The sequence below is a fragment of the Coleofasciculus sp. genome (assembly GCF_046565525.1).
Classification (GTDB): Bacteria; Cyanobacteriota; Cyanobacteriia; order Cyanobacteriales; family Coleofasciculaceae; genus Coleofasciculus.
Window position 1 is genome coordinate 1 of record NZ_JBKHUP010000076.1, and the last position, 26,679, is coordinate 26,679.

Annotated in this window: 21 protein-coding genes; 10 read left to right on the forward strand and 11 right to left on the reverse strand. The window is 42.7% G+C overall.

All coding sequences use genetic code 11. The annotated features are described in order from the left end of the window. The first annotated feature begins 14 nt into the window (after positions 1 to 14). Together ACLGGO_RS24225 and gatB are read left to right on the forward strand one after the other, a co-directional pair. On the forward strand, positions 15 to 1,571 hold the full coding sequence (locus tag ACLGGO_RS24225; protein ID WP_446421207.1) for a collagen-like protein: 1,557 nt from the start codon (positions 15 to 17) through the stop codon (positions 1,569 to 1,571). A 74-nt stretch (positions 1,572 to 1,645) separates the two neighbouring features. Continuing rightward, complete coding sequence (gene gatB, locus ACLGGO_RS24230) at positions 1,646 to 3,130, forward strand: Asp-tRNA(Asn)/Glu-tRNA(Gln) amidotransferase subunit GatB (protein ID WP_446335354.1); 1,485 nt, start codon at positions 1,646 to 1,648, stop codon at positions 3,128 to 3,130. Positions 3,131 to 3,168: 38 nt separating this feature from the next. On the opposite strand, the gene ACLGGO_RS24235 is transcribed toward gatB, so the two are convergent. The 4 genes from ACLGGO_RS24235 to ACLGGO_RS24250 all read right to left on the reverse strand — a co-directional run bounded on the left by ACLGGO_RS24235 (position 3,169) and on the right by ACLGGO_RS24250 (position 6,408). Continuing rightward, entirely contained in the window at positions 3,169 to 4,218 is a 1,050-nt protein-coding gene (locus ACLGGO_RS24235; RefSeq protein ID WP_446421208.1) for an alpha/beta fold hydrolase, read from the reverse strand. A 319-nt stretch (positions 4,219 to 4,537) separates the two neighbouring features. Then, positions 4,538 to 5,875, reverse strand: a complete 1,338-nt coding sequence (locus ACLGGO_RS24240; protein WP_446421209.1) for a nucleoside recognition domain-containing protein — start codon at positions 5,873 to 5,875, stop codon at positions 4,538 to 4,540. Between the two features lie 180 nt (positions 5,876 to 6,055). After that, on the reverse strand, positions 6,056 to 6,199 hold the full coding sequence (locus ACLGGO_RS24245; RefSeq protein WP_446335357.1) for a chlorophyll a/b-binding protein: 144 nt from the start codon (positions 6,197 to 6,199) through the stop codon (positions 6,056 to 6,058). Between the two features lie 65 nt (positions 6,200 to 6,264). Further along, complete coding sequence (locus ACLGGO_RS24250; protein ID WP_446335358.1) at positions 6,265 to 6,408, reverse strand: chlorophyll a/b-binding protein; 144 nt, start codon at positions 6,406 to 6,408, stop codon at positions 6,265 to 6,267. A 381-nt stretch (positions 6,409 to 6,789) separates the two neighbouring features. Between ACLGGO_RS24250 and ACLGGO_RS24255 the strand changes: the two genes are divergently transcribed. The 3 genes from ACLGGO_RS24255 to ACLGGO_RS24265 all read left to right on the forward strand — a co-directional run bounded on the left by ACLGGO_RS24255 (position 6,790) and on the right by ACLGGO_RS24265 (position 11,012). Continuing rightward, a complete protein-coding gene (locus ACLGGO_RS24255; protein WP_446421210.1) occupies positions 6,790 to 8,256 on the forward strand; it encodes a pentapeptide repeat-containing protein in 1,467 nt (488 codons plus the stop codon). A 282-nt stretch (positions 8,257 to 8,538) separates the two neighbouring features. Further along, positions 8,539 to 9,687, forward strand: a complete 1,149-nt coding sequence (locus tag ACLGGO_RS24260; protein ID WP_446421211.1) for an ArnT family glycosyltransferase — start codon at positions 8,539 to 8,541, stop codon at positions 9,685 to 9,687. A 218-nt stretch (positions 9,688 to 9,905) separates the two neighbouring features. Beyond that, a complete protein-coding gene (locus ACLGGO_RS24265; protein WP_446421212.1) occupies positions 9,906 to 11,012 on the forward strand; it encodes a glycosyltransferase family 87 protein in 1,107 nt (368 codons plus the stop codon). Between the two features lie 58 nt (positions 11,013 to 11,070). Here ACLGGO_RS24265 and ACLGGO_RS24270 read toward each other — a convergent pair whose 3' ends face one another. Continuing rightward, on the reverse strand, positions 11,071 to 13,335 hold the full coding sequence (locus ACLGGO_RS24270; RefSeq protein WP_446421213.1) for a GumC family protein: 2,265 nt from the start codon (positions 13,333 to 13,335) through the stop codon (positions 11,071 to 11,073). A 210-nt stretch (positions 13,336 to 13,545) separates the two neighbouring features. Then, on the reverse strand, positions 13,546 to 14,931 hold the full coding sequence (locus ACLGGO_RS24275; protein ID WP_446421214.1) for an SLBB domain-containing protein: 1,386 nt from the start codon (positions 14,929 to 14,931) through the stop codon (positions 13,546 to 13,548). Positions 14,932 to 15,107: 176 nt separating this feature from the next. Here ACLGGO_RS24275 and ACLGGO_RS24280 point away from each other — a divergent pair, with 176 nt between their 5' ends. Both ACLGGO_RS24280 and ACLGGO_RS24285 read left to right on the forward strand, forming a co-directional pair. Beyond that, positions 15,108 to 16,472 (forward strand): O-antigen ligase family protein, encoded by a 1,365-nt coding sequence (locus ACLGGO_RS24280; protein ID WP_446421215.1) that lies wholly within the window; start codon positions 15,108 to 15,110, stop codon positions 16,470 to 16,472. 113 nt (positions 16,473 to 16,585) lie between these two features. Continuing rightward, positions 16,586 to 17,380: a flippase gene (locus ACLGGO_RS24285; protein ID WP_446421216.1), complete on the forward strand. Its 795-nt coding sequence runs from the start codon at positions 16,586 to 16,588 to the stop codon at positions 17,378 to 17,380. A 69-nt stretch (positions 17,381 to 17,449) separates the two neighbouring features. Here the strand turns inward: ACLGGO_RS24285 and ACLGGO_RS24290 are convergent, their stop codons facing one another. From ACLGGO_RS24290 to ACLGGO_RS24300, 3 genes are read right to left on the reverse strand one after another with little or no spacing between them, the layout of a single operon-like run. Continuing rightward, on the reverse strand, positions 17,450 to 18,370 hold the full coding sequence (locus ACLGGO_RS24290; protein WP_446421217.1) for a glycosyltransferase: 921 nt from the start codon (positions 18,368 to 18,370) through the stop codon (positions 17,450 to 17,452). Positions 18,371 to 18,414: 44 nt separating this feature from the next. Further along, positions 18,415 to 19,197: a hypothetical protein gene (locus ACLGGO_RS24295; protein WP_446421218.1), complete on the reverse strand. Its 783-nt coding sequence runs from the start codon at positions 19,195 to 19,197 to the stop codon at positions 18,415 to 18,417. A gap of 56 nt (positions 19,198 to 19,253) precedes the next feature. Further along, a complete protein-coding gene (locus tag ACLGGO_RS24300) occupies positions 19,254 to 20,537 on the reverse strand; it encodes a polysaccharide biosynthesis/export family protein (protein WP_446421219.1) in 1,284 nt (427 codons plus the stop codon). Between the two features lie 94 nt (positions 20,538 to 20,631). Here ACLGGO_RS24300 and ACLGGO_RS24305 point away from each other — a divergent pair, with 94 nt between their 5' ends. The 3 genes from ACLGGO_RS24305 (at position 20,632) to ACLGGO_RS24315 (ending at position 24,656) form a co-directional block, all read left to right on the forward strand. Further along, complete coding sequence (locus ACLGGO_RS24305; protein WP_446421220.1) at positions 20,632 to 22,014, forward strand: O-antigen ligase family protein; 1,383 nt, start codon at positions 20,632 to 20,634, stop codon at positions 22,012 to 22,014. 105 nt (positions 22,015 to 22,119) lie between these two features. Beyond that, positions 22,120 to 23,460, forward strand: a complete 1,341-nt coding sequence (locus tag ACLGGO_RS24310; protein ID WP_446421221.1) for a flippase — start codon at positions 22,120 to 22,122, stop codon at positions 23,458 to 23,460. After that, positions 23,457 to 24,656 (forward strand): hypothetical protein, encoded by a 1,200-nt coding sequence (locus ACLGGO_RS24315; RefSeq protein ID WP_446421222.1) that lies wholly within the window; start codon positions 23,457 to 23,459, stop codon positions 24,654 to 24,656. The genes ACLGGO_RS24310 and ACLGGO_RS24315 overlap by 4 nt, the downstream gene beginning before the upstream one ends. A 92-nt stretch (positions 24,657 to 24,748) precedes the next feature. Here ACLGGO_RS24315 and ACLGGO_RS24320 read toward each other — a convergent pair whose 3' ends face one another. Together ACLGGO_RS24320 and ACLGGO_RS24325 are read right to left on the reverse strand one after the other, a co-directional pair. Further along, entirely contained in the window at positions 24,749 to 25,576 is an 828-nt protein-coding gene (locus ACLGGO_RS24320) for a glycosyltransferase family 2 protein (protein WP_446421223.1), read from the reverse strand. Positions 25,577 to 25,870: 294 nt separating this feature from the next. Beyond that, positions 25,871 to 26,611 (reverse strand): class I SAM-dependent methyltransferase, encoded by a 741-nt coding sequence (locus ACLGGO_RS24325; protein ID WP_446421224.1) that lies wholly within the window; start codon positions 26,609 to 26,611, stop codon positions 25,871 to 25,873. Between the last annotated feature and the right edge of the window lie 68 nt (positions 26,612 to 26,679).

Consider the following 26,679-nt stretch of genomic DNA (forward strand, 5'->3'; position numbering starts at 1 on the left):
ATTCGCGTTGAGATGTGAATAGAAAACCGATAGATTTGGGCGCGAATGCGAGAGCCCCTACGAATACCCCATCTCCCCTATCTCCCCCAGTACCTCTGGAACCAATCCCCAAGAACGCCAGTCATCCCTTAATTGGGGAAATTTACCCCAAGGAAGACAGAATTCTATTGGTGTCAATGTATTTCTCTGGAAAGCTATCCTTAATTCTATTAACCCTAACCTTCTCTTTTATCCTACCCCCGACATCAAAATCTCTGTTCTGTCCCTTAGTGGCGTGGAGTAGTCATCCAGAACGGGAATTTGGAGATAATGGTCGAGATGGTACCGATGGACCTGTGGGGAGACGGGGACGAGATGGGGAAAATCGCACGATTTTTACTGATGGTTCTCCGATTAATCTGGATTTGTCGGGAGGAGATGGCGGGGATGGGGATGATGGGAAACGCGGAGAGGATGGAGATTGTTCCCGACAACCCCGAAACGTGGAGTATGACCTGCAAGCGGCGGATGGGGGCGATGGCGGAGATGGTGGGAATGGCGGAGATGGTGGGAATGGTGGGTCATTGACGGTTTATTATACAAATCGAGACGATTTAAAACAAATCTATATCCGTTCCGTTGGCGGACGAGGTGGACGTTCTGGACGCGGCGCTTATGGGGGAGATGGGTGTGAGTGTGATGATCAACGTTGGGAGGTGGAAACCTGTACCAAAAAATCAGACAATGGTGAAGTTGATTGTAAAACACAGAGATTTGAGTGTGAAGACGGAGACGATGGTCGAGAGGGTCGAGAGGGTCAAGGGGGAAAAGAGGGAAGCCTGGGTACACTGACATTGATTAATCGTACTGAAGCGCTACCACAAGATAAACCCACCGTTACAGTTACTCTACCCCAACTGCAAAACGGCGCGATCGCACTCTCTGTGAATCAATGGCAAACTCGTAGTGGTGCAACCACTTTACTCGCACCCAATTCGATTATCGCCAACCAGTATCGGGAGTTTGTCGGACGTTTAGAAGGTTCCTTCGAGTTGGTTTGGAATGCACAACGGGCGATTACCGATTTCTATAATCAACCCCTATCCCTCAGTCTCAAATCCGATCAACGCATTGATGTATCCTTGCCCAAAGAGGTTTGGTTTGATGGCACAATGTCTCAACAGGGGGGTGTGACGCAGTTTGTCGTCACCAATGCGCTACTGGAAAAGGAAGCCACTCAACTGACGCGGGCAGATTTTGCCGGAAATCGTTCAGACTTAACCTTTAGTGTCGTGGATTTAGCTGGAAAGTCCGACTTGCTGGACACCCAATTCTCGTTAAAATATCGCACCGCCAATTCCGGCGATCGCTTCCGTCGATTCTATGATTATAGAACCCGGTATGACGGGATTATTCCGGCGGAACTCGTCACCCGCCATAACAACCGCTATACCCTAGAAATAGGCAAACTCCCGATAGAAGCTGAATACCTGCGTCCTGGAGTCGCGATTGAGATTGAATTAGTCGCCACTCGTTCCTTTGCGGGAAACTCAGCGCACCAGGAAATGAATTGGCGCGGAGAAATTCGATAAAATAAGGCAGTTTATAACGCCGAATTTCTAAACAGTTCCCCAGAGATAAACCCAAAAACAGCAAAGAAACACCTATGACCACCGCAGCACCTGCAAAAACCAAGTACGAAGCCATAATTGGTCTAGAAACCCATTGCCAACTCAACACCGCCACCAAAATATTCTCCTACTCCTCCACAGAATTTGGCAATCCCCCCAACACCAACATCGACCCGATATGCATGGGACTTCCTGGAGTGCTACCTGTCCTCAATAAAAAAGTCCTGGAATCCGCCGTCAAAGCCGGATTAGCCCTCAACTGCCAAATCGCCCCCTATAGTAAATTTGACCGCAAACAATACTTTTATCCCGACCTACCCAAAAACTATCAAATCTCTCAATATGACCTCCCCATCGCCGAACATGGTTGGTTAGAAATCGAACTCATCGATGACGACGGAAACCCCATTGACAAAAAAATCGGCATCACTCGCCTGCACATGGAAGAAGACGCAGGCAAACTCGTCCATGCGGGAAGTGACAGACTCTCCGGTTCCACCTACTCCCTCGTTGATTTCAACCGTGCGGGTATCCCCCTCCTGGAAATTGTCTCAGAACCCGACTTACGTTCTGGCAAAGAAGCCGCAGAATATGCCCAAGAATTGCGCCGGATTATGCGCTATCTGGGTATCAGCGATGGCAACATGCAGGAAGGTTCCCTGCGCTGTGACGTGAATATTTCCGTGCGCCCCGTCGGTCAAAAAGAGTTTGGCGTGAAAGTCGAGATCAAAAATATGAACTCCTTTAACGCCATTCAAAAAGCCATTGACTACGAAATAGAACGGCAAATTGAGGCAATTGAAACCGGGGAACCCATTATCCAAGAAACCCGCCTCTGGGAAGAAGGAAGTCAACGCACAATTAGTATGCGAGTCAAAGAAGGCTCTAGCGATTACCGCTACTTCCCCGAACCCGACTTACCCCCAATTGAAGTCTCCAAAGAACAATTAGAACAATGGCGCAGTGAACTCCCCGAACTTCCCGCCCAGAAACGGCATCATTATGAAAGCGAATATGGGCTTTCGGCGTATGATGCTCGTGTATTAACCGAGGATAAACTGGTTGCCGAATATTTTGAAGCCGTTGTAACCGCAAATGCCAATCCCAAACAAACGGCAAACTGGGTGATGGGAGATATTGCGGCTTATCTGAATACCGAGAAACTAGCGATTACAGAAATTGCTCTCAAACCGTTAATTTTGGCAGAACTGATTCAGCTCATTGAAGATGATACAATCAGTGGTAAAATTGCCAAAGAACTTCTCCCGGAACTGCTGTCGAAAGGTGGTTCAGCCAAGGAAATAGCTGAAAGTCGGGGACTGATTCAAATCTCTGATGTCACCCAACTCGAAGCCATCATTGATGAAGTGATTGCCGCTAATCCCAAGGAATTGGAACAGTATCGGAATGGTAAAACCAAGCTGCAAGGTTTCTTTGTCGGACAGGTGATGAAGAATACCAGTGGACGAGCAAATCCTAAATTAACCAACCAACTTTTAGGGAAAAAATTGAAGGGATAAATTGTCGGGTGTATTAGAGAAGCGTAACCCACCATGGCTCAATCGCCAAGATGGTGCGATCGCGAATCAACATTAAGGAAGTTCGCGATCGCGTGATTGATTTGTTCGCGATCGCCCTTGTCTCGTCCAAACGCCGCAGCATGACCGTAGACTGAGTTTAGCACCATAAGTTGGGCATGAGGAATAAGTGCGGCTTCTGCGGCGACATCGGTGACAGCAAAATAGGCGTCGGTGCGAATGGGTAGAAAGAGAACCTCTGCTTTTATACTCCTCAAAGCCTTTTCTAATGATCCATTCATACCAGGGGTAAAACTAACATCATGAGCCGCCCAAGTCTGAAAGTGACATAATAGATCATTCGCATCTTTTTCATAATAGCGGGTACGCCATTTAGCCAAAAATTCATCCAGAGAATTCGCCTGAGTATCAGGATACTTTTGATACGCCTCTGAAGCATAAAACTCTGGCGAAAAAGCCCAAGGCGCCCAAGCTTCAGACATACGCGAAAGTCCTAACAACGGAGGTTCTGAATAATTGCCCTCCTGGAACGCCGGATCAGAACGAATACAGGATATTAAACTATTGAGAAATAAACGAACATGCCAGGTAGCCCGACAACTTCCGGCAATTATAACAGATTTTTGTACCATTTCTGGGTAACTCACCGCCCATTCAATTGCCTGTTGTCCCCCCATACTCGCACCAACAACAGCACGAATCCTTGGAACACCAAGATGCTTTAGAAATGCCAATTGTAAATTCACATTATCCCGAATCGTTACCGCCGGAAAATTAGCACCGTTAAACGGTGGCGGAGTATTACTCGGAGAACTACTGCGCCCATTCCCCAACAACTCCGTATGAATAATCCAGTCTTTTTTTGGATCTAAAGCCAAATCAGGACCCCGCACATAAGCCAGATCATAATAACTTTGAGCAAAAGCCGTACAGGTAACAATTGGTGGTTGTGATGACGGTGTACCACTAATTCGATAGGCTAAATTAACCTGAGGTAATACAACACCAGATTCCAGTTGAAAGCGCTCAAGTGTAAACGTATTAAATTTAGGAGCTGGAAAAATACCCATTATTCGTCATTCGTCATTTCTTAGAAAACAGGGAACAGGCAACAGGAAATACGCAATTTAACTCTACATCAGCTTACTTTCATATATATTTTTTTACGATAAACTTTTCCATCAAATACACCCAATTCCTCTGCGTACCTCTGCGTTAACCTCTGCGTCCTCTGCGTTTAAAAAATAGGTATCAATCATACATTTGTAGGGGCGGGTTTTACGGTTATCTGTTGCGAGAGATAAAGATGTAAATAAACCCGCCCTACCCCAAGTTCACCCAATCTTATAACTTAAAGTAACCTGGGTATCCAAATAACCAATGACAAATTCATCTCCAAAATAGAGCCGAAAAAACACAAGCCATAATTAACCCCGTCGCATCTGCCAATAACGCTGCCACAAGTGCATAACGGATACGAGTAATGCCAACGGCGCCAAAATAAACAGCCAAAACATAAAACGTTGTTTCTGTACTACCCATCATTGTCGAAGCCAAAAACGCGCTATAGGAATCCGGCGCTCGTTCCACTACTTCACTCAAGATACCAAATGCTCCGCCTCCAGAAAGGGGACGGATTAACGCCATCGGTAATACGTCAGCAGGCATACCAATTAAGCTGGTTATCGGATTTAATAGAGTTGAGAGTGCTTCCATCGCCCCCGACGCCCGAAACATACCAATTGCCACTAAAATAGCGACCAAAAACGGGATAATCCGAATCGCAATCTCAAACCCTTGTATCGCTCCCTCTGTCACCGCTTCATAAACTTTCACCCCTCGTCCGACACCATAGGTGATAATCAATAAGATTAATGTGGGAATTAGCCAATAGGAAAGAAAATCTTGGTCGAAGAAACCACCTAAACTTTGGCTGGTAATCACCCCATAAACCATAGAAAAGAGAAATCCAGCCATAAAACCCCAAGCGATAATTTTAGAAACGAGACCGGCTGGATACAACAAATGGGAAAAATCAGGTTCTTCAACGGGCTTAACTTCATCCTCTATTTGCAATACCGTTTCTTGTCCTGACTCATCGGCTATACTCGGCTCAGATACTTGACTCCTTTTGCGTAAAAACAACGCCACTAAAACCCCGACAAGGGTAGAACAGGTTGTAGACAACAACGTAGGTAGCCAAATTGCGGCGGGATCACTACTATTGGCTGCGGCTCGTACACCAATTACACCCAAGGGAAATAGGGCAACACTTGATGTATTAATTGCCAGAAACAGACACATCGCATCAGTTGCCGTTCCTGGAAACGGATTCAATTTATTTAACTCCACCATTGCCTTGATGCCAAATGGAGTCGCCGCATTCCCCAAACCCAGCATATTGGCAGAAATATTCAGAATCATCGCCCCCATTGCTGGATGGGTGGGGGGTACATCGGGAAAAAGTCTCACCATCAAGGGTTTGAGCACAGTTGCCAGATTGTACATCAGTCCACCCGCTTCCAGAACCCGCACTAATCCTAACCAAAGTGCCATGACACCAATCAAGCCAATGGCTAACTCGACGGCGGTTTTGGCGGATTCAAAACTGGCGTCAGTAATGGCTTGCATCCTGTCGGTATACCCGGCAAATAGGATAGCGACAGCAATAAAGCCGACAAAGACAACGTTGATAGCGCTGGGTTTCCTCGATAGTTGGGAGGACATACTGAATAACTCTAAACAGACAAACTCTTAGGATAACGGGAAAGGACTGAAGGCAAAAGCCCTCAGTCCTATAATCGTTCTGTACACGAATAATCAGTTCTAGATGTCTTGGCTACCAACGATTGAGTCGAGCCGTAGGGATACGAAGCGTCTTCTAGGAAGGAGTCAGGTATCGCTGCATTACATTAAACCGATTTGTTGCAGAATGCCTTGCCCTGTGAGGTATTCGGTTGCGATACCGATGACGAAACCCAGCATCGCCAAGCGACCATTCCAGGTTTCAGCAAATGAGGTGAAGCCAAACTTTGTTTGTTGTTCTTGCATAACTATTCCCTCTAAATACCCTTTGGTGTACGTTTTCGCCTTGTCCAATTACCCGTCTTTTGCCATTACATTAAGCCGATTTGTTGCAGAATGCCTTGACCTGTGAGTAATTCGGTCGCGATACCGATGACGAAACCCAGCATCGCCAAGCGACCATTCCAGGTTTCAGCAATTGAGGTAAAGCCAAACTTCGTTTGTTGTTCTTGCATGAGTGGTGTCTCCTGTATCTGTCTCTGTAATAAAATTTAACGTACTTTTTCTAAAACCGCAACATTTCTTTAGATTCATTAGCCACACAATCTGGTAAGAGGATGATTAATTTTGCTTATGTAGAGACGTGCCATGGCACGTCTAGGATCAGGGGAAGACAAGTGAAGGGTTAAGCGTAAGCCCCGACACCCGCCCGGAGTTCAAACTCCGGGCTAAAAGCTTAAGTCCATTAAAATGGACTAACACTAGATATGCATTCGTCTTTAGAGTACTGCAAGCTTTTGGTTTCTTGGGTTTCACCCCAAGGCGGTTGGTGAGACTGGTGCAAGATGTAAGTTCAAACAGGTTCAAAAAACGAGCGATCGCGCACAACTGTGATCATGAAAATCCCTTTCATTCTCCCATTCAACACTGAAAACGTCGGTCGAGGCAGGTTGAGTCACATCGAGGTAGGAAAAAACACGATAAAAGTCAAACCCGCCCCTACATGCTTGAAAACGCTTGTCTTGGGGATTTCCCTGGTCATCACTCAAGGGTTCACCAACACCACCCATGCGGCTAACCCCCAACACTTGGAACAGCTAAAGACAACCAATGCTTGTCCTCAGTGTGACTTAACCGATGCTGATTTAACCAATGCCAATCTTCAACAGGCAGATTTAAGCAGTGCTAACTTAAAGGGGGCAATTCTAGAGGGGGCTAACTTAAAGGAAGCCAATCTCCGCAATGCTGAATTGAATGGTGCTAAATTGGCTGGGGCAAATTTAGCGAGGACGAATTTGAGGGAGGCGAAACTGGCGTTAAGAGAACGGGATGCTAATAACCCCTTACCCTCTCAGGTCGAACCCGATAATCTCTACAATACTCTATCCTGGCTGGGCTATTTTCCCGCGTTTATTGCCAATTGGTATGAAGCCGTGGTCACTGATTTGCGCGATGCTAACCTGCAAGGGGCTGACTTGTATCGGGCTAACCTGAATGGGGCGCTACTCACTCGTGTTAATCTCCAAGAGGCTCAACTCGACTACGCTAGCTTAGTCAGCACGCACTTACAGGAAGCTACACTCACCAACGCGAACTTAGTCAGTGCAGATCTACGCAATGCTAATTTAACCGACGCCCAACTAGAGGTAGCCGATATTCGCTCAGCAGATTTGAGGGGCGCTAACCTGAATCATGCCAATCTGGATACAGTTAATGGGGATAGCGCTAACTTAAGCGGTGCTAATTTAAGTCAAGCTTATATCAGTAACGCTGATTTTAATGGCGCGGTTTTAGTGAGGACAACACTGCAAAGGGCGGTTCTGAATGGGAGCAATTTTCAGAAGGCTGATTTGAGTCAGGCGAACTTGCAAGAGGCGCTATTGAAAGGGACGGGACTCAATCGTGCTAATTTGACAGGGGTGAATCTGGAGGGGGCAGACTTGAGCAATGCTAAACTCGCGATCGCAGACCTAACCAATGCCCAACTGACGGGGGCGATTCTCCATTCAGCTTACCTGCACAGTGCGACGCTGACAAATGCCAATTTAAGTGGTGTGGATTTGCAGCAGGCGCAACTGCGAGAGGCGAATTTAAGTAATGTTACATTGGTTGGCGCCACCTTAGAAGATGCCAGCCTGATTCGTTCCACGTTAACTGGGGCTAATTTAACCTATACAAATTTAACCCGATGTGATTTACGCGGGGCTAACTTAACTGGGGCAGATTTGAGTTACGCTAACCTGACGCAAGCCGATTTTGCCCAAGCCGCGTTGATGGGCGCAACCTTACAGGGAGCGAACCTCAGCGACGCCAACTTCAAAGGCGCGATCGGGTTTAATCGGTATGCTGTGCCTGGGCAGTAATGGCATCTGTCTGATTTGTTACTTTTTAAATCAGGCAATTGAATCGTTCATGTATTAGGACGATCAATCAATTTGTGGTATATGTTTTAGAAATAGGGAAGCCTCTGGGTTTAATGAAACATCTCCTAAAACCCTTTGCACCATGGGAAAACTCCTTTGCAAGAGTGGCGATAGAGGACGCCCAAAATGGCTGTCCGATTAAAACTACTGATTTTTTAGCTCTAAGGTTAAGTTCAGATAAATTAATTGGGCTACAAGTTGTAAAGTTAGGATAAGAAAACCGTGAAAAAGAATTGGGTTATTTTCCTGTTTTTTGTAATCATAGTTTTCATTGTTAGATTACCATCTTTATTTCAATCAAGGATTATTCATGACGAAGCATTATATCTTTTAGTGGGTCGAAGTATTCTAGAAGGAAATCCTCCTTATGTTGAAGTTTGGGACAATAAACCACCTGGATTATTTGTCATATATGCTATTGCTTTAAAGGTATTTGGAAATTCAGTTGTATCGATTTGGATAATTGCTTGTATTGCAGTTATCGTTACTTGTTTTTTGTTATATCTTACAGGTAAAGTTCTTTTTAAAACCCAGGGCGACCAGATTGGACTCATAGCAGGTATATTTTATGCAATTTTTACTCTGATAAATGGTGGAATTGGGGCACAAGCCGAAATATTTTTTATTCCACCTGTTGTTCTAGCTTTTTATTTATTATTTTCTGGGAAGAAAATTTATTCTGAAAAACTCATGAGTTTTAATAATTTTGGATTTTTAGGCATGGGATTATCAATAGGTGTTGCTGCCCAGATAAAATATTTAGTCGTATTTGACTTTATTGCTTTACTAATAATTATTGCCAAAGATATCTATTCTAAATATTCACGGGAAAGAATACAGTTTTTGTTATCTAAAATAATACGGCATTTTACTCTAGTAGGCAGTGGGGTTATTTTAGTATTCTCTGGAACATTTTTTTACTTTTTATATAATGGTTACTTTCATGAATATTTCTATGCTACATTACTTTTCCATAGGCAATATGTTGGTACAGCGGAATTCTCTCTAATTCATTTCATTGGCTCGCTAGGAGGTCAAGTAGTTCGCCATTTTATTTTATACTTTTCTTTATTTATAACTCCAATATTTTTATATGCTAATAACTTAAATTATTCAAAAGCTAAAAAAAATATAGTATACCTAATAATATGGTTTTTAATAACGTTTATGGCGACTTTAATATCCAAAAGGTACTATGGTCACTACTTTTTACAATTGCTCCCGCCTTTATGTTTAGTTTCCTCTTATGTAGTGACTCGAACTTTTTACTCTTCAAGGGAATTTACTAAAGTAAAGCAACGTTTAATTTTAATTCCTGTAACTTTAGGACTACTGGTAAGTTCACATCAATTAAGTATCCAATCTATGTAGTATGTAGGGGCGAGTCGCTGCACTAAAAGGGAGTAGACTATTCATTTTGTTGACTCGCCCTTTATTGATTTGCTCTTGTGTTGACTAACCTGGCGAAGGAATCATTTTTTGTCTGGATGTCCCTTAAAAAGAAGATATTGTTGAAATTCGCTGTGTTGATTTCGCGTCTTTCCCAAAATTTTTGGGTTCGGGTCTCATGTTTGCTAGGTGCTTGTATTGTGCTGGTTGTTGTTGCCATCATCGGATTCAACCAACACTTTGACACGAAATACCTGTATGTAGCTGGATTGTCTTGGTGGGAAGGATCAAATGCTTATGATCCAGATGTAGCTAGCCGACTGGGGGCAAATCAGAGTTTGGGCAGTTTTTTCTATCCACCTCAGATTGCCCCTCTGTGTCTTCTCCTAGGCACATTTCCTTGGACGCAGGCAAAAGTGGTAATGATCCTTTTAAATGGGATTAGCGCTGGGGTATTGGCTTATTTCTGTGTGTTATTGGTTAAACAGCCCCAGGTGAAACAGTTAAGGGTTCCGGGTTCTGGTTCGGTGTGGTTTATTCCAGCCATTGTTCTGGCTAATCCCTTTACTCTCAATATCATTCTCCTGGGACAAACAACCTTGATTGTCGCCGCAGCGCTAGTTAGTGGCTGGTATTATGCTTATCGCGATAAGTGGGTTTTAAGTGGTATTCTGATTGCCATTGCTACCATTAAGCCACAGTTGAGTCTGCTGGTTATCCTGTGGCTGCTTTTAGAACGGCGCTGGCGAGTTTTGGCAGTAGCAGCCGTCACGACTTTGATTTTCTGTCTAGTTCCCATAGCGATTACCGGTCCTATTGACGTGTTTGTCGAATGGTTTGCCTCCATAGGAAAACATAAAAACGTATTTGCTAATGCTTTAGGTTCTCCAGCCGTTTTTAGTATCCAAAATTTACTTTATACTGCTGGTATTCAGATGCCACAGTTATTGCCTTTGGGAATTGTGATTACGGGTCTACTTTGGTGGTATCGTTTTCGACTGATTATTGACGATGTGATTGGACTATTGATGGCAATTTCGCTGCTATTTGGTTTCGCTCATCATTATGATTTAATTGCGTTAGCACCGCTGATTGCGGCATTCTGGCGACATTTGGATCATCATTCAAAAGCAACCTTAGTCGCCCTAGTGCTGATGTTAGTTATGATTTTCCCGCGAAATGTTTTAATGACTTTTATTGACAACGAGTTACTGCTACAATATCGTGTATTGTTGGTGCTGGCTGCGACAATCTGGTTGGGGGTTATGAGCATTCAGCGTAAAGCAGAAATCCAGCGAGTTCAGTAGTTATAAAGCCATAAGAAATAAACACCTGTGGATGTATTTTGGGAGGTTCCCTGAGAGCCTATCGGCGATAGACATAATAAGCGTGAGTTGCCTCTGTCTTAATCCCATTGGCAACAATCCCTAAAACAGATGCTCTACCAATCTTTAACTCATCGAAGGCTTTCATTACCAAGGAACGGTCTGTTTTTTCAATCCCCACTACCAGTATTGTGCCATCTGCCTGAGCCGCAATCAAGTTGCCATCTCCCAGCCCCAATAGCGGTGGGGTATCGTAGATGACCAGGTCAAACTGGGCTGAAACTTGATCCATAAGATATTGCATCTTATCAGAAGAGAGCAGTCTGATTGGGTCAGATAAGCTTTGACCCGCCGTTAAGACAAAGAAGTTCTCTTCTAAGGGAAATTTCTGAATAGCATCCTGGAGATTAACCTCAGCTACAATAATATCACTGAGTCCCTGGGTATTGGGCAATTCTAGGCGAGTATGAAGTTGAGGACGTCGTAAATCGGTATCGATGAGTAAGACGCGCTGACCGATTGCGGCGGCAGTTTTTGCCAAGTATACTGCAACCGTGGTTTTGCCATCACCAGGTATGGCTGAACTAATCGCTAAGGAATGAATCGTCCGCTTAGAACTGAGTAAGCGAATATTGGTATAGAGAGAGCGGAAGGCTTCGATAAAGGGAGACGTACTGTAGGGGTAAGCACCATCTCCCTTATTAGACCAACGGTGAGGCTTTCGGGTTGGCGTCAACTCAGAAACCTGCGCCACAATTGCTCGTTGCTGGGATTTCTGGGGGAGTTTTTTCAATTTCTTGGTAAAAGGAATCACGCCCAAGATGGGAAGTCGAGTTGCCCCTTTTATTTCATCAGGGGTATGGAAGACGGTATGGAGAACCTCGACCAGAAAACCGACCCCTATGCCCAACAGTACGCTTAAAACCACGGCTACGGCGAACGGGCGCTTGATTGATGCAGATTCCACAGGGATCAGAATACCGCTTTCTGTGCTGGACAACTGAGGTGGATTAATCAGTTGCCAAGGTATCTCTTGCTGAGCTGCATCCAACCTCAAAGCCTCTCGTTTCTTCAGAAATTCTTTTAGGTTATCTGTGGCAACTTCTAGTTGCCGTTCTAAGTCGGTGGTTTGACGGGCAACAATAGGTAACTGTTCGAGTTTTTGATTAATCTGATTTTCGCTTTTAACAATGGTGTTGTAGCGATCTTCTAGTCCCTCAATTTTACCGTTGAGATTTTCCAGAATATTTTGAGATTCTTGATTCAACAAAATCCGCAAATTTTGCTGTCTTTCACGCAAGATCTCCATGGGGGGGCTATCAGCGCGAAATAGAGAGGATTGTGAGGCAATCTCAGCCTCTACTTTCTGGAGTTCATCTATTAATGAACCATAGGCTATTGCTTCCTGAGATAAAATAGCTGTTGCATCAGCTTCAGTCAACTGTTTTTGCAGCGTCTGGTAGAGAGCGCGAGTTTCAGCAAGTTGAATTTCTGTCTCTAATCGCTCTGTCCGAATATCCATGAGATGTCCAGTCAGAAATTGATCCGCTATATTAGGATTGACCAAATTGTACTGTTGGCGGAGGTTTTGCAATTGTCCCTGGAGCGTATCAACTTGCTGCTGAAGATTGGGCAGTTGAGAGCTAATAAATTCAAGACCTTGCTGAATGCTTTTTTGACGTTCTTGCAAGCTATAATTTAAATATGATTGAGCAAGTTTATCTAATACAAAATCAATTTTTTTAGTATCTTTATCACGGTAAGTAATCTCTAAAATTTTTGTTCCTTCTTCCTTATCATCTTTTTCATAAGTGATGCGAGAAATCCCCAGGCTATTCTTGAGAGAATTATAATCAATATCTGGATACTGAACTTGCAGTTGCTGGATCACAGGCATCAGGATTTGCGGACTTTGCAAAACCCGAATCTGTGTCTCGTAGTCCAACAAGCTTTTTTCTATCTGAACTCTCTGGATGTCTAAGTTTTGATTTTGAGATAATAAAAATTGATCTCTTAATTGACCTTCAGCCGTAACGGGTTCGACTAAAAGTTTAAATGAACCTTGATACTCTAGAACAGTCTGACGTTTGTTCCAGACGAGCCAGAGTCCAGAGAGTACGAGCAAGGCAAAAGCTACACTCCCCATCACTAAGGCTCTACGACGGACAACAGCAAACACCCAAGCTAGATCTATAGTCTGTCCACTATTCTCATCAGGTTCGGTAGAATCGGCTTGAGACCACGACTGATGGGATTTCCCATTCGCTTGACCTGGAAACTGTGGTAGATTGTGTTCAGTATCCATTGAAAGCACCTCTAGCGTCTTGGTGTACTTCTAGAAAAAGTTATAATACCCGTTTAAGCCAATTTTGGGGGAGCCACAGGCGAAAACTTATCTATAGATCTATTCTACGAAAGAGGGATGAACATCACCGAGTAATGGCTGAATGACTGAACCAGCTACTTGCGTTCATCCTTTAAGAAGTACGTGCCTTCTGTATATTTACTGAGGATTTCAGAATCTAAAGAAATCAAAAAGCCTGAATAATCCGAAAATCCGATCTACGGGCGATAACGCTGTTCCGATTGTATCTCCCACCTTAGCGATTCCAGAGCGACCAACCACGATAATGTCATTATCGCGGAGTACGGGATTGCTTGACTCATTGATACCTTGAGCAAAATCAATCGGTACAGTACGTTTAGCAACAGTGCCATCAGGGTTGAGCCGAATCAGCTCCACAGAACTTTTCCGGGCTCGGCTTTGGTTGAATCCACCAGCCGCTAAGATAGCTTGATTTAAAGGGGTATTGGGAGGCACGTTCACAATTCCCGGTTCGGTCACTTCTCCAACCACACTCACCTGAATGGTGTCGGGGGCAAAGTTAGCCGTCGCTAATTCCGTTGCCTCTGCCGGACTGACATCGGTAGCCGTGGGTACTATAATTGTATCTCCTTCTTGGATAACGGCGTCTTGATTAAAATCACCTGCCTGTAGAAGTTGCCATAAATCAACTGGAATGATTTGTTCCGTACCCGTTTTAGTCACGCGACGTATCTGAATCTGGCGAATATCTGCCAAGGGTTTAATACCCCCCGCTTGTTGGATTGCCAAGGTTACGGTAGGGAAACCAAGGGTTTGTTCAGACCGATTGGGGTTTTCTCCAGAAACAGTATAGGTACCGGGACGGTTGACTTCACCAACTACTGCAACAGTACGAGGCGTATCAGGCGTAGGTGCGAAGGCAGTTGCTGCGATTTGTCGTGCTTCTTGGAGATTGATTTGAGTTGAGGTAGGGACAAAAATAGCATCTCCATCGCGTAACACCAGATTTTGACGTAGATTGCCAGTTTGCACGAGTTGCCAGAGATTAACCGTGAACACTTGTTCAGAACTTCTGCTTTGAGGACGACGGAGCTGAACGCGACGAATATCAGAGGACAAGGTAACTCCCCCGGCTTCTGCCAGTGCCTGGGTTAAGGTTGCCTGTCGCGGTCCGGTGGACAATCCGCCACCTCCTGTTTGCACTAAGGCGTAGTAGCCCGGACGATTAACTTCCCCGGAAACAGAAACCGTGATGGGACGAGGTGCTAAGAGAATGACGGTGACGAGGGGACGCTTCAGGAAGCGAGCGTACTGATTGGATATGGTCTGGGTCGCTTGTTCTAAGGTCAGCCCTTCCACAAACACGCTACCCACGAGAGGTAGGGAGAGGGAACCCCCTGGTGGAATCTGATATTCTCCACTATACTGGGGAACTTCTAGAATATCGAGGCGAATGCGATCGCCACCGCCTAAGGTGTAAGCTGACTCAGAGGGTACTGAGTTGACTGGCGATTGGGGAAGTGCCTGCTCTTCAAAATTCGGTAACTGCGCGATACTAGGAGGTAAGGAAGTCATGATCAGTGGTACTGAAAAGAGCAGACCTGCCAAAACTGACTGCGTTAGTTGTCGAGGTACACCAAGCATAGGTAATTCTCGCTCCTGAGACTGTGACTATTATTAATTTTATCTCGCCAACAGTTATCATTGTCCAAGTCTTACGTTTAAACTAAAATCTAAATGAATCTTAGTCGATGAAACAGTTGATTTTACACCCTTTAGTTTTTACACTAATTATTTTAGTATCAATTGTTTATTTTGTGATAAGCTATCAGCTCATTAGTCATAATCTTAAATGGGCGAAAACCATCGAGAAAATCTTTATTGTTTCATCAATGCTAATTATCGGTGGTATGACGATAAGTTTTACAGGCAGGTTTCATCCGCAAGCGTTTTATATGCCTGGAGAACAACTTTCTTATATCATTATGGCATTGAGTTTCTATACCCCTTTTTTTGTGTTACTTTTGCCCAGATTTCGCTATACGTTAAGCTCCTATATTGCCGTATTAATTGCGATTTTAAAAGCAAACCCGTTCTTTTGCATTTTTCTTTTGTTTAGATTAATTTCGTCTATTTTGTCAAAAACACCAGAGCATACATTTAAAGCTACTATCATTTTACTTATTGTCACGGCTTGCTTTATCTATGTAGGAAAACAATATAGGATGAAAGGGTTGTTTGATTTATTGCTTTGGTATCATGTAGTTGCACTATTGCTAAGCTTATTTTTTGGTAGAGAGGCTAATTGGAAGGGAATTTATATCCACAAAAATGTTTTTGGTTTTACCATGGATTTAGCAGCCGTTTTATTGTACTTGCAATCCGTTCGTGTTCCCCGGTATAAAGGTTTGTTTTGGGCTTTGTCGGCTTTAGCCATTTTTTGTACTCTACAATCCAACAGTGGAATGGCTAAAGTTTTATTAATTATATTAATGTTTTTGTTGGTTTTTATTCGGTTCCTCAGGCAGTTACCCCCCCGTTTAGCGTTTGCTTCTATGGGAATATTTCTCGCAATAGGAATTAGCCTCGTTATTTTAATCAGTGAAAATGCAGAATATCTGATCGTTGAAAAACTGGGCAAAGACATGACATTAACAGGACGAACTTATCTGTGGCGAGAGATTATCAAAGCAGTAAATAAGCATCCTTTGTTTGGCTATGGATACGAAGGTTTTTGGCAATTTTGGCGAGGAATTGATAACCCAGCACTTATGCTAAGACTTCCTGAATTCCATGGGTTTATGCCCGAGGAAAGCCACAATGGTTATTTAGACATTGCTCTAGAGGTGGGGTGGATAGGATTGGCAATATTTATTATTTCCTTACTAATAAATATTTATTATGGAGTTCTGCATCTAACTCGGAGTCAAGGGCCAGAATCAGTATTGCCCTTGCTAATTTTAACCTATATCATTATGACTAATTTGACCGAATCTGGTATAAATTATATTTCTATGCCTTGGATTCTTTATGTTTTTATGACAAGCCGATTGAGCCTAAATACCCTCGGTAAAGCCAGTAACAATTCTCACATTAAGAAACCTTATTATTCGTGAGTCAACATCGCCCTTCACTAGAACGAGTATCCGAGAGTAAAGATAATAGCTGGTCCATTGTTTTTTACCCAACTTTTCAACTTTGATCATTTTTTAGCGGATGTACACCTTTAATGTTCGATAGGCTAGCAGCATTAATTCAAAAACTTAGTCCAGGCTTGCGTCAGGTTCTTGCCAACACCTCTTGGTTGCTGGTTGATAAGATATTTCAAATGGGGCTGGGTTTAGTGGTAGGCATTTGGGTGGCACGTTACCTACAACCCCAAAGCTATGGACTTCTTACCTATGCCTTTACTTTTGTCTCCCTGTTTAGTGCGATTGCCGAATTAGGGCTAGGTACCCTTGTCATTCGTGATATTGCTCGCGATCCTTCTTGTAAAGAGGAAACCCTGGGAACTGCTTTTGTCATTCGGTTAATAGGGGGTATTGCAACTCTCCTATTAACTGTCGGAATAATTTCTTTGCTCAAACCAAATGACCACCTAACTCGTTGGTTAGTTGGTATTATTGCCACCAGCACAATCCTTCAAGCCTTTAAAACCATTGACTATTGGTTCCAGTCACAACTCAAAGCCAAATATATTGTTGTTTCTAACAATGTAGTGTCGGCTGTCTATGCCGTTTTAAGAATCGTCTTGATTCGGCTACAAATGACTGTTATTGCCTTTGCCTGGGCAAGTTTAGCTGAGTCGGCTTTGAGGGGACTGGCAATGGTTATAGCTTATTATATCAATGGTAATCATCTAAAAAGATGGCGATGGAGTTTTTACCGAGCAAAAATCTTACTTCAGGAGAGTTGGCCTCTGGTTTTGTCCGGATTAGCTGTTTATGTCTATTCCGAAATTGATCAAGTAATGCTAGGCTCATTATTGCCGGATACTACTCAATGGCATGGCTATGGATATTAGTAGCTCTGCCAATTTCTCTATACTTCCATTTTACGAATCTTCTAGAACCAATGTCTTTTCCTTGGTCGATTACACTCTGAATTGCTCTAACTCAATGGTGGCTAAATCTCTTTGGTGGACAAAGCGAGATGAGATCCCAGGTGCAGCGAAGTATTTTTCCATTAGTTGTTCTGGATCTTTCTTACCTCCCCTCTCTGCCTCAATCAATTGGGCAACATAGGTACATAGATCTAGCCTGACGGCGTTGAGCTGCTTCAGTGTCTGTTCGCGGATGACCTGTGGATCTGGGGGTGATTCCCGCCAACGCTTGACCGCTTGCGCCACGGCGTCTGTTTGGGGGGGAACAATGATTGAATTCTTATCGTTGAAGAATTCGTCCCGTCCGCCTTTACTGGGTGTACTCACCACGGGAATTCCACACAGGAGATATTCAACGGAAGCTAGCATTGCTCCTTCTTCTGCCGATAGGCATAAACCCGCGTAAGCCTGATTGATTTTTTTAGCTAATTCAGGACGCGGTATGAATTTTCTATTATACTCAGCATGTGCCAATTCTGGACAGAAGGTGGGCAAGTCACCGCCGTAGGAAACAACCATCAAGCGTTCGATGTCTTGGGCAAGCCAATGCCGCTTAAAGGCTTGAAGCTGGGCGATGTAAATAGCGTCATAGTGCTTTGGTTGCTCAAAAGGTTTGTAGATATACTCGTTGACATAGAGACTGTTACTAAACTGGGCTCCACGTATAAACCAACGTCGCCGCCAAACCTCTTCGTCGGCAGCATTGACCATGAAGTGATGTTTCCTGCCTTTGATTGAATGCAGAATTTGATTCTTCTTGTGTCTCACGATCCGTTTCCATCGCCCAGTATAACCAGCACAACTTTGTAAAGCATGTTTCGGTCGGAATCCTTTGGGTAATGGAGGAAAGTCACCAACATAGGAAACGATAAGGGGTTCAGTACTGAAGATGTAAAAACCATCGAATAACATAGTAATATACCTGTAAGTTGTACAGAATAATAAATTTTACCGATTTACCTTTTTTGATATGATAAAATATTATGGAGAGATTTTAAAATAAAATTGTGCGGCAGTAAATACTCAAATGCCTCTCGTGATTTCCGACAGGATGACCTTAACTCTTCCTCTGATCTCTTGTCGTGAAACTCACCAATTATCTCTCCAATTCGGTGTACTTGCGAGTAGGGAACTAAAATACTGAAGTCCTCCCATTGCAAATTTCCCAAATCCGGGAATGTGGCATCTGGAATGGGCAAATAACGGGCAATTGAGTTAAGTTTGCTTGGATATTCCGTATTCCCCACAAAACCGACTGTAGGCATCGAGGGTTTTGCTATTGGTGAAACTTTAGTGCCAATATCATAAAGCCAATTCGGTGTAGCCACTGATTTTTCAGTTTTACATTGATAAGTGGATACGGAAAAAACAATTTCTTGAGGTTGAGGATTATATTCTGATCCGCCTGTGAAAGTTATTACCGTTTTGCCTGAAATTAGAGCTTTACGATTAAAGTGATAAACTGAAGACCACTTATCGGTTGAGAGAATATAATCTTTATAAGTATTTGGGGTAACAATTAGAGAACCCGCCTCTTGCAAATTTTTAAATCGGTGGATATGTATAAACTGATTTAACTTTTCCCTCAGCAGGTTCCAAAAAAGCAACTCGGGGTCAGTATCAGGGGGAGTCATATGCAGCAGTAAGGGAACTGGGCGAAATCCCGGTAGGATGAAATCTTCCTTGACCCATATTTCCAAAGGGTGTTGCTCAGACCAGATTGGTTTACATTGATTCATCGTTTTGTGTTCTCGCTGTTGAATTATAGAAGTGGTAAAATTTGTCGGATAGATATTCAAAACAGTTGTTCCAGAATTTGGAATATTCCGAAACCCCTAGTTACTGGATTTAATATAGTACCGATAGTATCTCCAACTCTAGTGAAACCAGAGCGACCGACAACAATAATATCGTTATTCTGGAGAATAGGGTTGCTGTTTTCGTTGATACCCTGGGCAAAATCAATCGACACCGTGCGCTTGGTAACGGTGCCATCAGGGTTAAGGCGAATCAGTTCGACCGAACTCTTCCGAGCTCGCTGCTGGTCGAATCCACCAGCCGCTAGAATCCCTTGATTTAAAGGGGTATTGGGGGGGACTTGCACCACTCCGGGTGCTGTAACTTCTCCCACCACACTCACTTGAATGGTATTCGGTGCAAAATTAGCGGTCGCCAATTCAGTGGCTTGTTCCGGACTCACTTCAGTAGCAGTAGGAACTATAATCGTATCTCCTTCTTGGAGAACAGCGTCTTGAGTGAAATTTCCGGCTTGCAAAAGTTGCCACAAATCTACAGAAATGGTTTGTTCAATACCCGTTTTAGTCACCCGGCGGAGCTGAATCTGGCGAATATTTGCCATGGGTTTAGTACCCCCCGCTTTTTGGATTGCCAGGGTCACTGTAGGTAAAGCCAGGGTTGCTTCAGATCGGTTTGGGTTTTCACCACTGACGGTATAGGTGCCAGGACGATAAACTTCACCCACCACGGCAACAGTTCGCGGAACATCGGGCGCAGGCGCAAAGCTAGTCGCTGCGATTTGTCGCGCTTCTTGGAGATTGACTTGAGTTGAGGTGGGAACAAAAATAATATCTCCATCCCGCAGTACCAGATTTTGACTGAGATTACCTGTCTGCACCAAGGCGTAGTAACCTGGACGATTGACTTCTCCAGAAACTGAAACACTAATGGGACGCGGCGCTACGAGAACCACGGTGACGAGGGGACGTTTGAGAAAGCGAGCGTACCGATTAGATATGATCTGGCTAGCCTGGTCTAGGGTCAGTCCTTCGACAAAGACGCTACCAATGAGAGGTAGGGAGAGGGAACCCCCTGGTGGAATTTGGTATTCTTCACTATACTGGGGAACTTCTAGAATATCGAGGCGAATGCGATCGCCGCCTCCTAAGGTGTAAGCGGACTCAGAAGCTCCTGAGTTGGCAGGCAGTTGGGGGAGTGCCGGATCTTCAAAATTGGGTAACTGAGCGAGACTAGGAGAGGGTTCCGTTAGGCTCAGTGCTGCGGAAAGAGTTAGACTTGCTGCAACTGACGGGGTTATTAGCTTTTGCAGTACACTGGGCATACGCCACTTAATTTTCTATAACTCGATAGTATTCATTGTATCTCGCGAGCCGTTATCCTGATTGAAATGGAGTTTAGTTAACTCAAGGTATTCTATGAAACAGCTCCTTTTACATCCTTTAGTGTTTACCCTACTTCTAGGGGTCGCCTTCCTTTATATTGTTATTGGTTTTCAGTTGATCAGCCGCCAGCCGCGATGGGGTGAAATCGTTGAAAGAGTTTTTATTATTTTATCTATGCTGATTATTGGGGGTATGAATATCGCCTTTAGTGGTCGGTTTCAACCTAGAAACCTCTATGAGCCTGAGGTGTCGCTTGCCTATAGGATTATGGCACTGGGACTCTATGCTCTCTTTTTCATTTTACTCCTTCCTAGGTTGTACTATACCATTCAGGAATTGCGTTATACCTGGTATTTTATTCTTAATAAAACACCAGCTTTTTGTGCTTATATTATGATAATAAATCTGTCTTTTATGGTTTCAGAAACTCCTGAACATACCCTCAAAGCTAGTCTAGTTTTTTTTATAGTAACAGTATGCTTTATATATGTCGGACAACAATATAATGTAAAGGAGATTTTTGATGTGTTGCTTTGGTATCACATAGTTGTTCTATTTTTGAGTCTAATTTTCGGCAATAAAGTAGGTTCTTGGCATGGAATTTATCTTCACAAAAACGTTTTTGGGGCAACGATGGCTATGGCTTTCACTTTAATGTATTTACAATCTATTCGTCAACCAAAATACAAGTTTCTATTTTTAAGTCTAGCGGCTTTAGCGCTTTTTTGCGTTTTTCAATCCCAAGGGGGTCTGGCTAGGGTTTTATTGGTAGTCCTAATCTCCCTCTTGGGATTTCTAAGTTTTATCAGACGCTTGCCACCTAGGTTGGCTTTTGCGTCCATGGCTGTCTTTCTGGCAATTGGAATTTCTATCGCGATTTTAATCACAGAAAATGCGGAATATATTATTGTAGAAAAACTGGGTAAGGATATGACGTTAACGGGGCGGACGTATGTATGGTATAGAGTGGTGAATGCCATTAACAGGCATCCTTGGTTAGGCTACGGATACGAAGGCTTTTGGCAATTTTGGCAGGGTTCCGATAATCCAGGACTTGCCATTACGGTCACAGAAGCTGGTGGAGATGGTTTTATCCCACATCATAGTCACGATGGTTACTTGGATGTTGGTTTAAACTCAGGTTGGCTAGGGTTGGCTTTATTGATAGTTTCCTTATTGACAGCGATTTATTATGGAAGTTTACACTTGACTCGTCATAAAAACTCTGAAGCGTTATTCCCTTTGATCACTTTAACCTGGATAGTGATGATCAATACTACAGATGGCGGTATAGAACAAATAAGTATACCTTGGATTTTATCTGTTGTTATGACCACAAGATTGACTATGGAAACTGTAGAAAATTTTCAACCCCCTAAATCTATTGCGTTTAAGTCAAAGTTTCCGTTAAAATAAAAAGTACTATCCATATAAAGAATAAATAATCCACATTTTGTTGCTATTTTTACCTAGATTATTAATAATCAGTTACTATATTTCCCCAGCGTATAAATTTTTAGAATGGTGCATAAGATAGCTACGGTAATTGGAAAACTTAGCCCTGGTTTACGCCAAGTTATTGACAATATATCTTGGTTGCTAGTGGAGCGGCTCTTCCAGATGGGCTTGGCATTGGTGGTTGGTATCTGGGTGGCTCGTTACCTACAACCCAAAGACTATGGTCTACTCACCTATGCTATGACCTTTGTCTCGCTGTTTAGTGCGATCGCGCAATTAGGGTTAGGGACAATTGTCATTCGGGATATTGCTCGTGATCCTTCTAGCAAAGATGAAACGTTAGGGACTGCTTTTGTTCTCCAGTTCATTGGCGGTATTGTTACGTTAGTTGTAACCGTGGGTACGATTTCTCTGCTCAAACCGGATGAAATCTTGACGCGCTGGTTGGTTTGCATTGTGGCAACTGGAACAATAGTCAATGCTTTTAATACCATTGACTATTGGTTCCAGTCGCAACTCAAAGTCAAATATCTCGTTGTTGCCAACAATCTAGTATCTGCCGTCTATGCCGTTTTGAGAATTGTCTTGATTCGACTACAAATGACGGTAATTGCCTTTGCATGGGCAGGGTTAGCTGAGACAGCGTTGAGGGGGCTGGCAAGGAGCATTGCTTATTCTATCAACGGTAATCATTTGAGCCGATGGCGATTTAGTTGGCATCGAGCCAAAACCTTACTTCAGGAATGTTGGATACTGGTTCTGTCCGGATTAGCAGTTTATGTCTATTCCAAAATTGATCAGGTGATGCTGGGGTCTTTGTTGTCAGATACGACTCAATTGGGGTATTATTCTGTGGCAGTCAAGTTATCGGAAATATTTGACTTTCTACCGATGATCATCTATCAATCGGTTTTTCCTAAGCTTTCAAGCTTGAAAGAAAAGAATCCAGAAGACTATCTGAATAAATTTCAAGTTTATTTTGATACAATGACCTTACTCTGGATAGGCATAGCAGTTCCGATTTCTTTTCTGTCCCCTTATATCGTCAATATACTCTATGGAAAATCCTATGCTGCGACTGCTCCCATTTTATCCCTCTATGTATGGGCGCAATTTGGCACTAACTTTGGTGTTGCTAGAAGTGCTTATCTCGCGGTGGAAAAGAAATTGCATTACTCTCTTTATTCGAGTGTTTTTGGCGCATTGACTAATATAGCCATCAATGCTATTCTTATTCCACGTTTCGGTGCTATTGGTGCGACTATTGCTACTATAATGACTTATTTTATGGTTATAATAGCTCTGAATTTTTATTTGAGAGAACTCAGACCCGTTGGTAAGATGATTCTCCGGTCTTTAAACTTATACAAAGCGATGACTAGGTTGTTGGGATTGGTAAGATGATTGAAATTAAACCTAATATTCGGTATCAATCCAACTGTACGGATTGCCAAGCAGCACTCAAACCTTTGGCTGTGCAATGGCTGGGGATGCATGTTGTTGTTAAATGTCAATGTGTTAATTGTCAGACTGAATTTTTAGAAAGTCTTAAAATTCATCATTTTATTGAAAATAATTTTATAATTAATCTTGATAAAAAAATAGTTTTTTGTCAAGAAAGTGTTCACAACCAATGGTTAGCTCAAAACCTTATTGATTCTCTGCAATATCCTGAATTAGAAAAACTAGAAATTTCTAAGGAAGTTTTCCAGGAGTGTCATCAAGTTATTATTTTAAACTGTATTGATTATCTGTATGGACACTGCCTGTTAAAGTTACTGAACGCGCAAAGACATCTAGATTTAAATCCAGATTATGGTTTAATTGTTATAGTACCTAAGTTTCTGAGATGGATGGTTCCTGAAGGTGCTGCCGAAGTCTGGACTGTACCGATATCCTTGAAACAAGGTCAATGTTACTATCCTAGTTTTGCTGAGTTTGTCAGTGAAGAATTGAAACGCTTTGATGAAATTTATATCAGCAAGGCATATTCCCATCCCTGTCAGTTCGACATTACTCGCTTTACGGGAGTCCAAAAGCATTGCTTTGAACAAGAAGACATTAAAATAACCTTTATATGGCGTGAGGATCGCCCGTGGTGTAGTATGTCTTTTTTCAGACTTATCAGAAAACTCAAAATATTTTACCTGGGATTATTGCTCCAAAATTGGCGGGTGAAACGATTATTTAAGGAAATTAGATTACATGTACCTGAAGCCAAGTTTGTGGTTGCAGGTCTAGGTACACAGACTAAATTCCCTCGGTGGATAGAAGACGTAAGGATTGATAAGTTTGACCAAAAAATAGAGAAGCAAATGTGTCAACTATACTCAGAAAGTCGTTTAGTTATCGGTATTCATGGCTCCAATATGCTGTTACCCTCTGCTCATGCTGGTATGACCCTAGATTTGATGCCACCGCGCTGGGGTAACTTTGCTCAAGATATCCTCTATCAAGAAAATGATTCTAGGCTGGCTTCCTTTCGCTATCGATATCTGCCCATTGAAACCAGCATTAGCCAGTTAGCAGACATAGCTTCATCTATGATTAGAGAATACGGGAATTTTGTCTTGAATATGACTGCTGATAAGCATAAATGAAACACCCTCATTTTCGTCGTATTTAAACTGAAGTTCGTTGACATTAAGGTTTAAATGCCGATATGGCGGTTGCTATATTTATCTTTATGAATTCAAAATTTTAAGTTTCGTAATTTTCTTAACTTGCTACGAATACCAAATAAGGAACGTCCTGCTCTCATATAAACTTCGGCAACAGCCAACCCAAACTCATGATCACCGAGATGCTCTTTGAGTAGCTCATGATTTGCTATTAATACTTTGTACTGGTCTTGAAAATGCTTTAGTAAACTAATTTTAGATAGCCCTGAATTAGTTTGGCGATAATTGCTACCTACGATGCCAGAATGCACCCATTGATTTGCATCTGCAGCTAGCCGTATTTTAAACTCCCAATCTTCATAGGGAGCGAAACCATCCTTTATTCCTCCAACATCTAAATAGACTTTTTTGGGCAGTAGCATATCTCTAGGCGTCTTTACTACATTGTTGACCATCCAACGTAATCTTTGCCTTCTATCCAAACTTGCAAACTCTGACATATCTAAAATATGACTCTGTTGGGGTTCTGTGTGTGCGATGTAAACATCAGAACAAGCGATGGCTCCAGAAGTCTCTTCTATCGCTAAAAACTCCCGTTCAATTTTTTGGGGAGAGTACCAATCATCTCCATCTAGTGTTGTAATTAATTCACTTTGAGCTGATCTAATCGCTAAGTCTCTGTTGGCTGCTACTCCAAGATTTTTTTCCCTATAAATTGGCTGAATTTGAGGATATTTATGAGCAAACGACGCAATTAATTCTCTCGAATTATCTGTCGAGCCATCATCTGCAATAACAATTTCTGTCACAGGCAGAGTCTGATTTACTACGCTAGTGATAGCATCCTTTAAAAAAATCTCATTGTTATAACTTACAATAATACAGCTAATACTAGGCATTTTAGAGGCTTCCCTAATAGAATTTATATTTTACCGCTTATGGAGCTAGTAAAATATAAAGAAATATTCAAAAATTGAACTCAATTGAATAACTAGCTTGATTTAATGTAACCTTAAGAAATTGTACACCAGTTTGTTATTCCCTTGTCATGGATAAGAACGTCACCTCCCACTCTATTTAAAGGGAGCATCCCATTTGGGAAACACCATTCCCTAAAGCAACAATATTTAAAGGGCTTCAGCCCTATAAAAAGAGCTAACGCGCCAAATTGGGATGCTCCCCTATTTAAATCATTACGGCTTTTCAATCACGAATACAACATCACCCCGATTCGTAGCAATTCTCCCCAACGATAGCAATCCAATCCCGTGAAAAATAATGTTACCTATGGGAGCAAACTTGCCAAACATAACTCCGGGGTTCCTTTCAGCGTAACTGTACTCAATTTTTATCGGAAGGCCCTGTTTGCGACAATAGGCTTGCATACCTCGCCGTGAGACAACAGCATCGTAAAAAACCGGAAAAGGCGCATATCCTGGCTCCCCAGCATGGGGATATCCTTGAATATATTTTTTATACCATACATGCACCCAAAAAGGTAAATACTTAGACGCAAAACCATAGACCGTATCTGCATCAGGAATTCGCAGCATCAGAACACCTTTTGGTTTTAACCATTGAAAAATTTTGTCGAGTACCTGCTCTGCACCATCAACATGCTCAAGCACATAAGACGAATAAATCACATCGTAATGATTCTCGTCCAGTTCAACGGTTCGCAAGTCACCAACAATCGTTTTATCTAAATCTTTCTTCTGGTTTTTTCTGATATCTAGAGCCTCTTCACTTAAATCAACACCTGTCAGTTCATAGTCTACCCCCTGCAAATTCAATCCCCATTCTTGCCCACACCCTGCCTCCAGAATTTGGATTTTTCCCGAAAAGTTCTCTCTTATATAATTCGCTAAGATTTGAGAATTCTCGTCAGACCAGGGTGTTATATCTAGAATTTGCACGTCTGCCATTGCCCTCATTGCAGTTCTCCTCAAAAAAACTTTTTTATTGGCACAATTGAATAACTTCCTTTATGCCTAGGCAAACA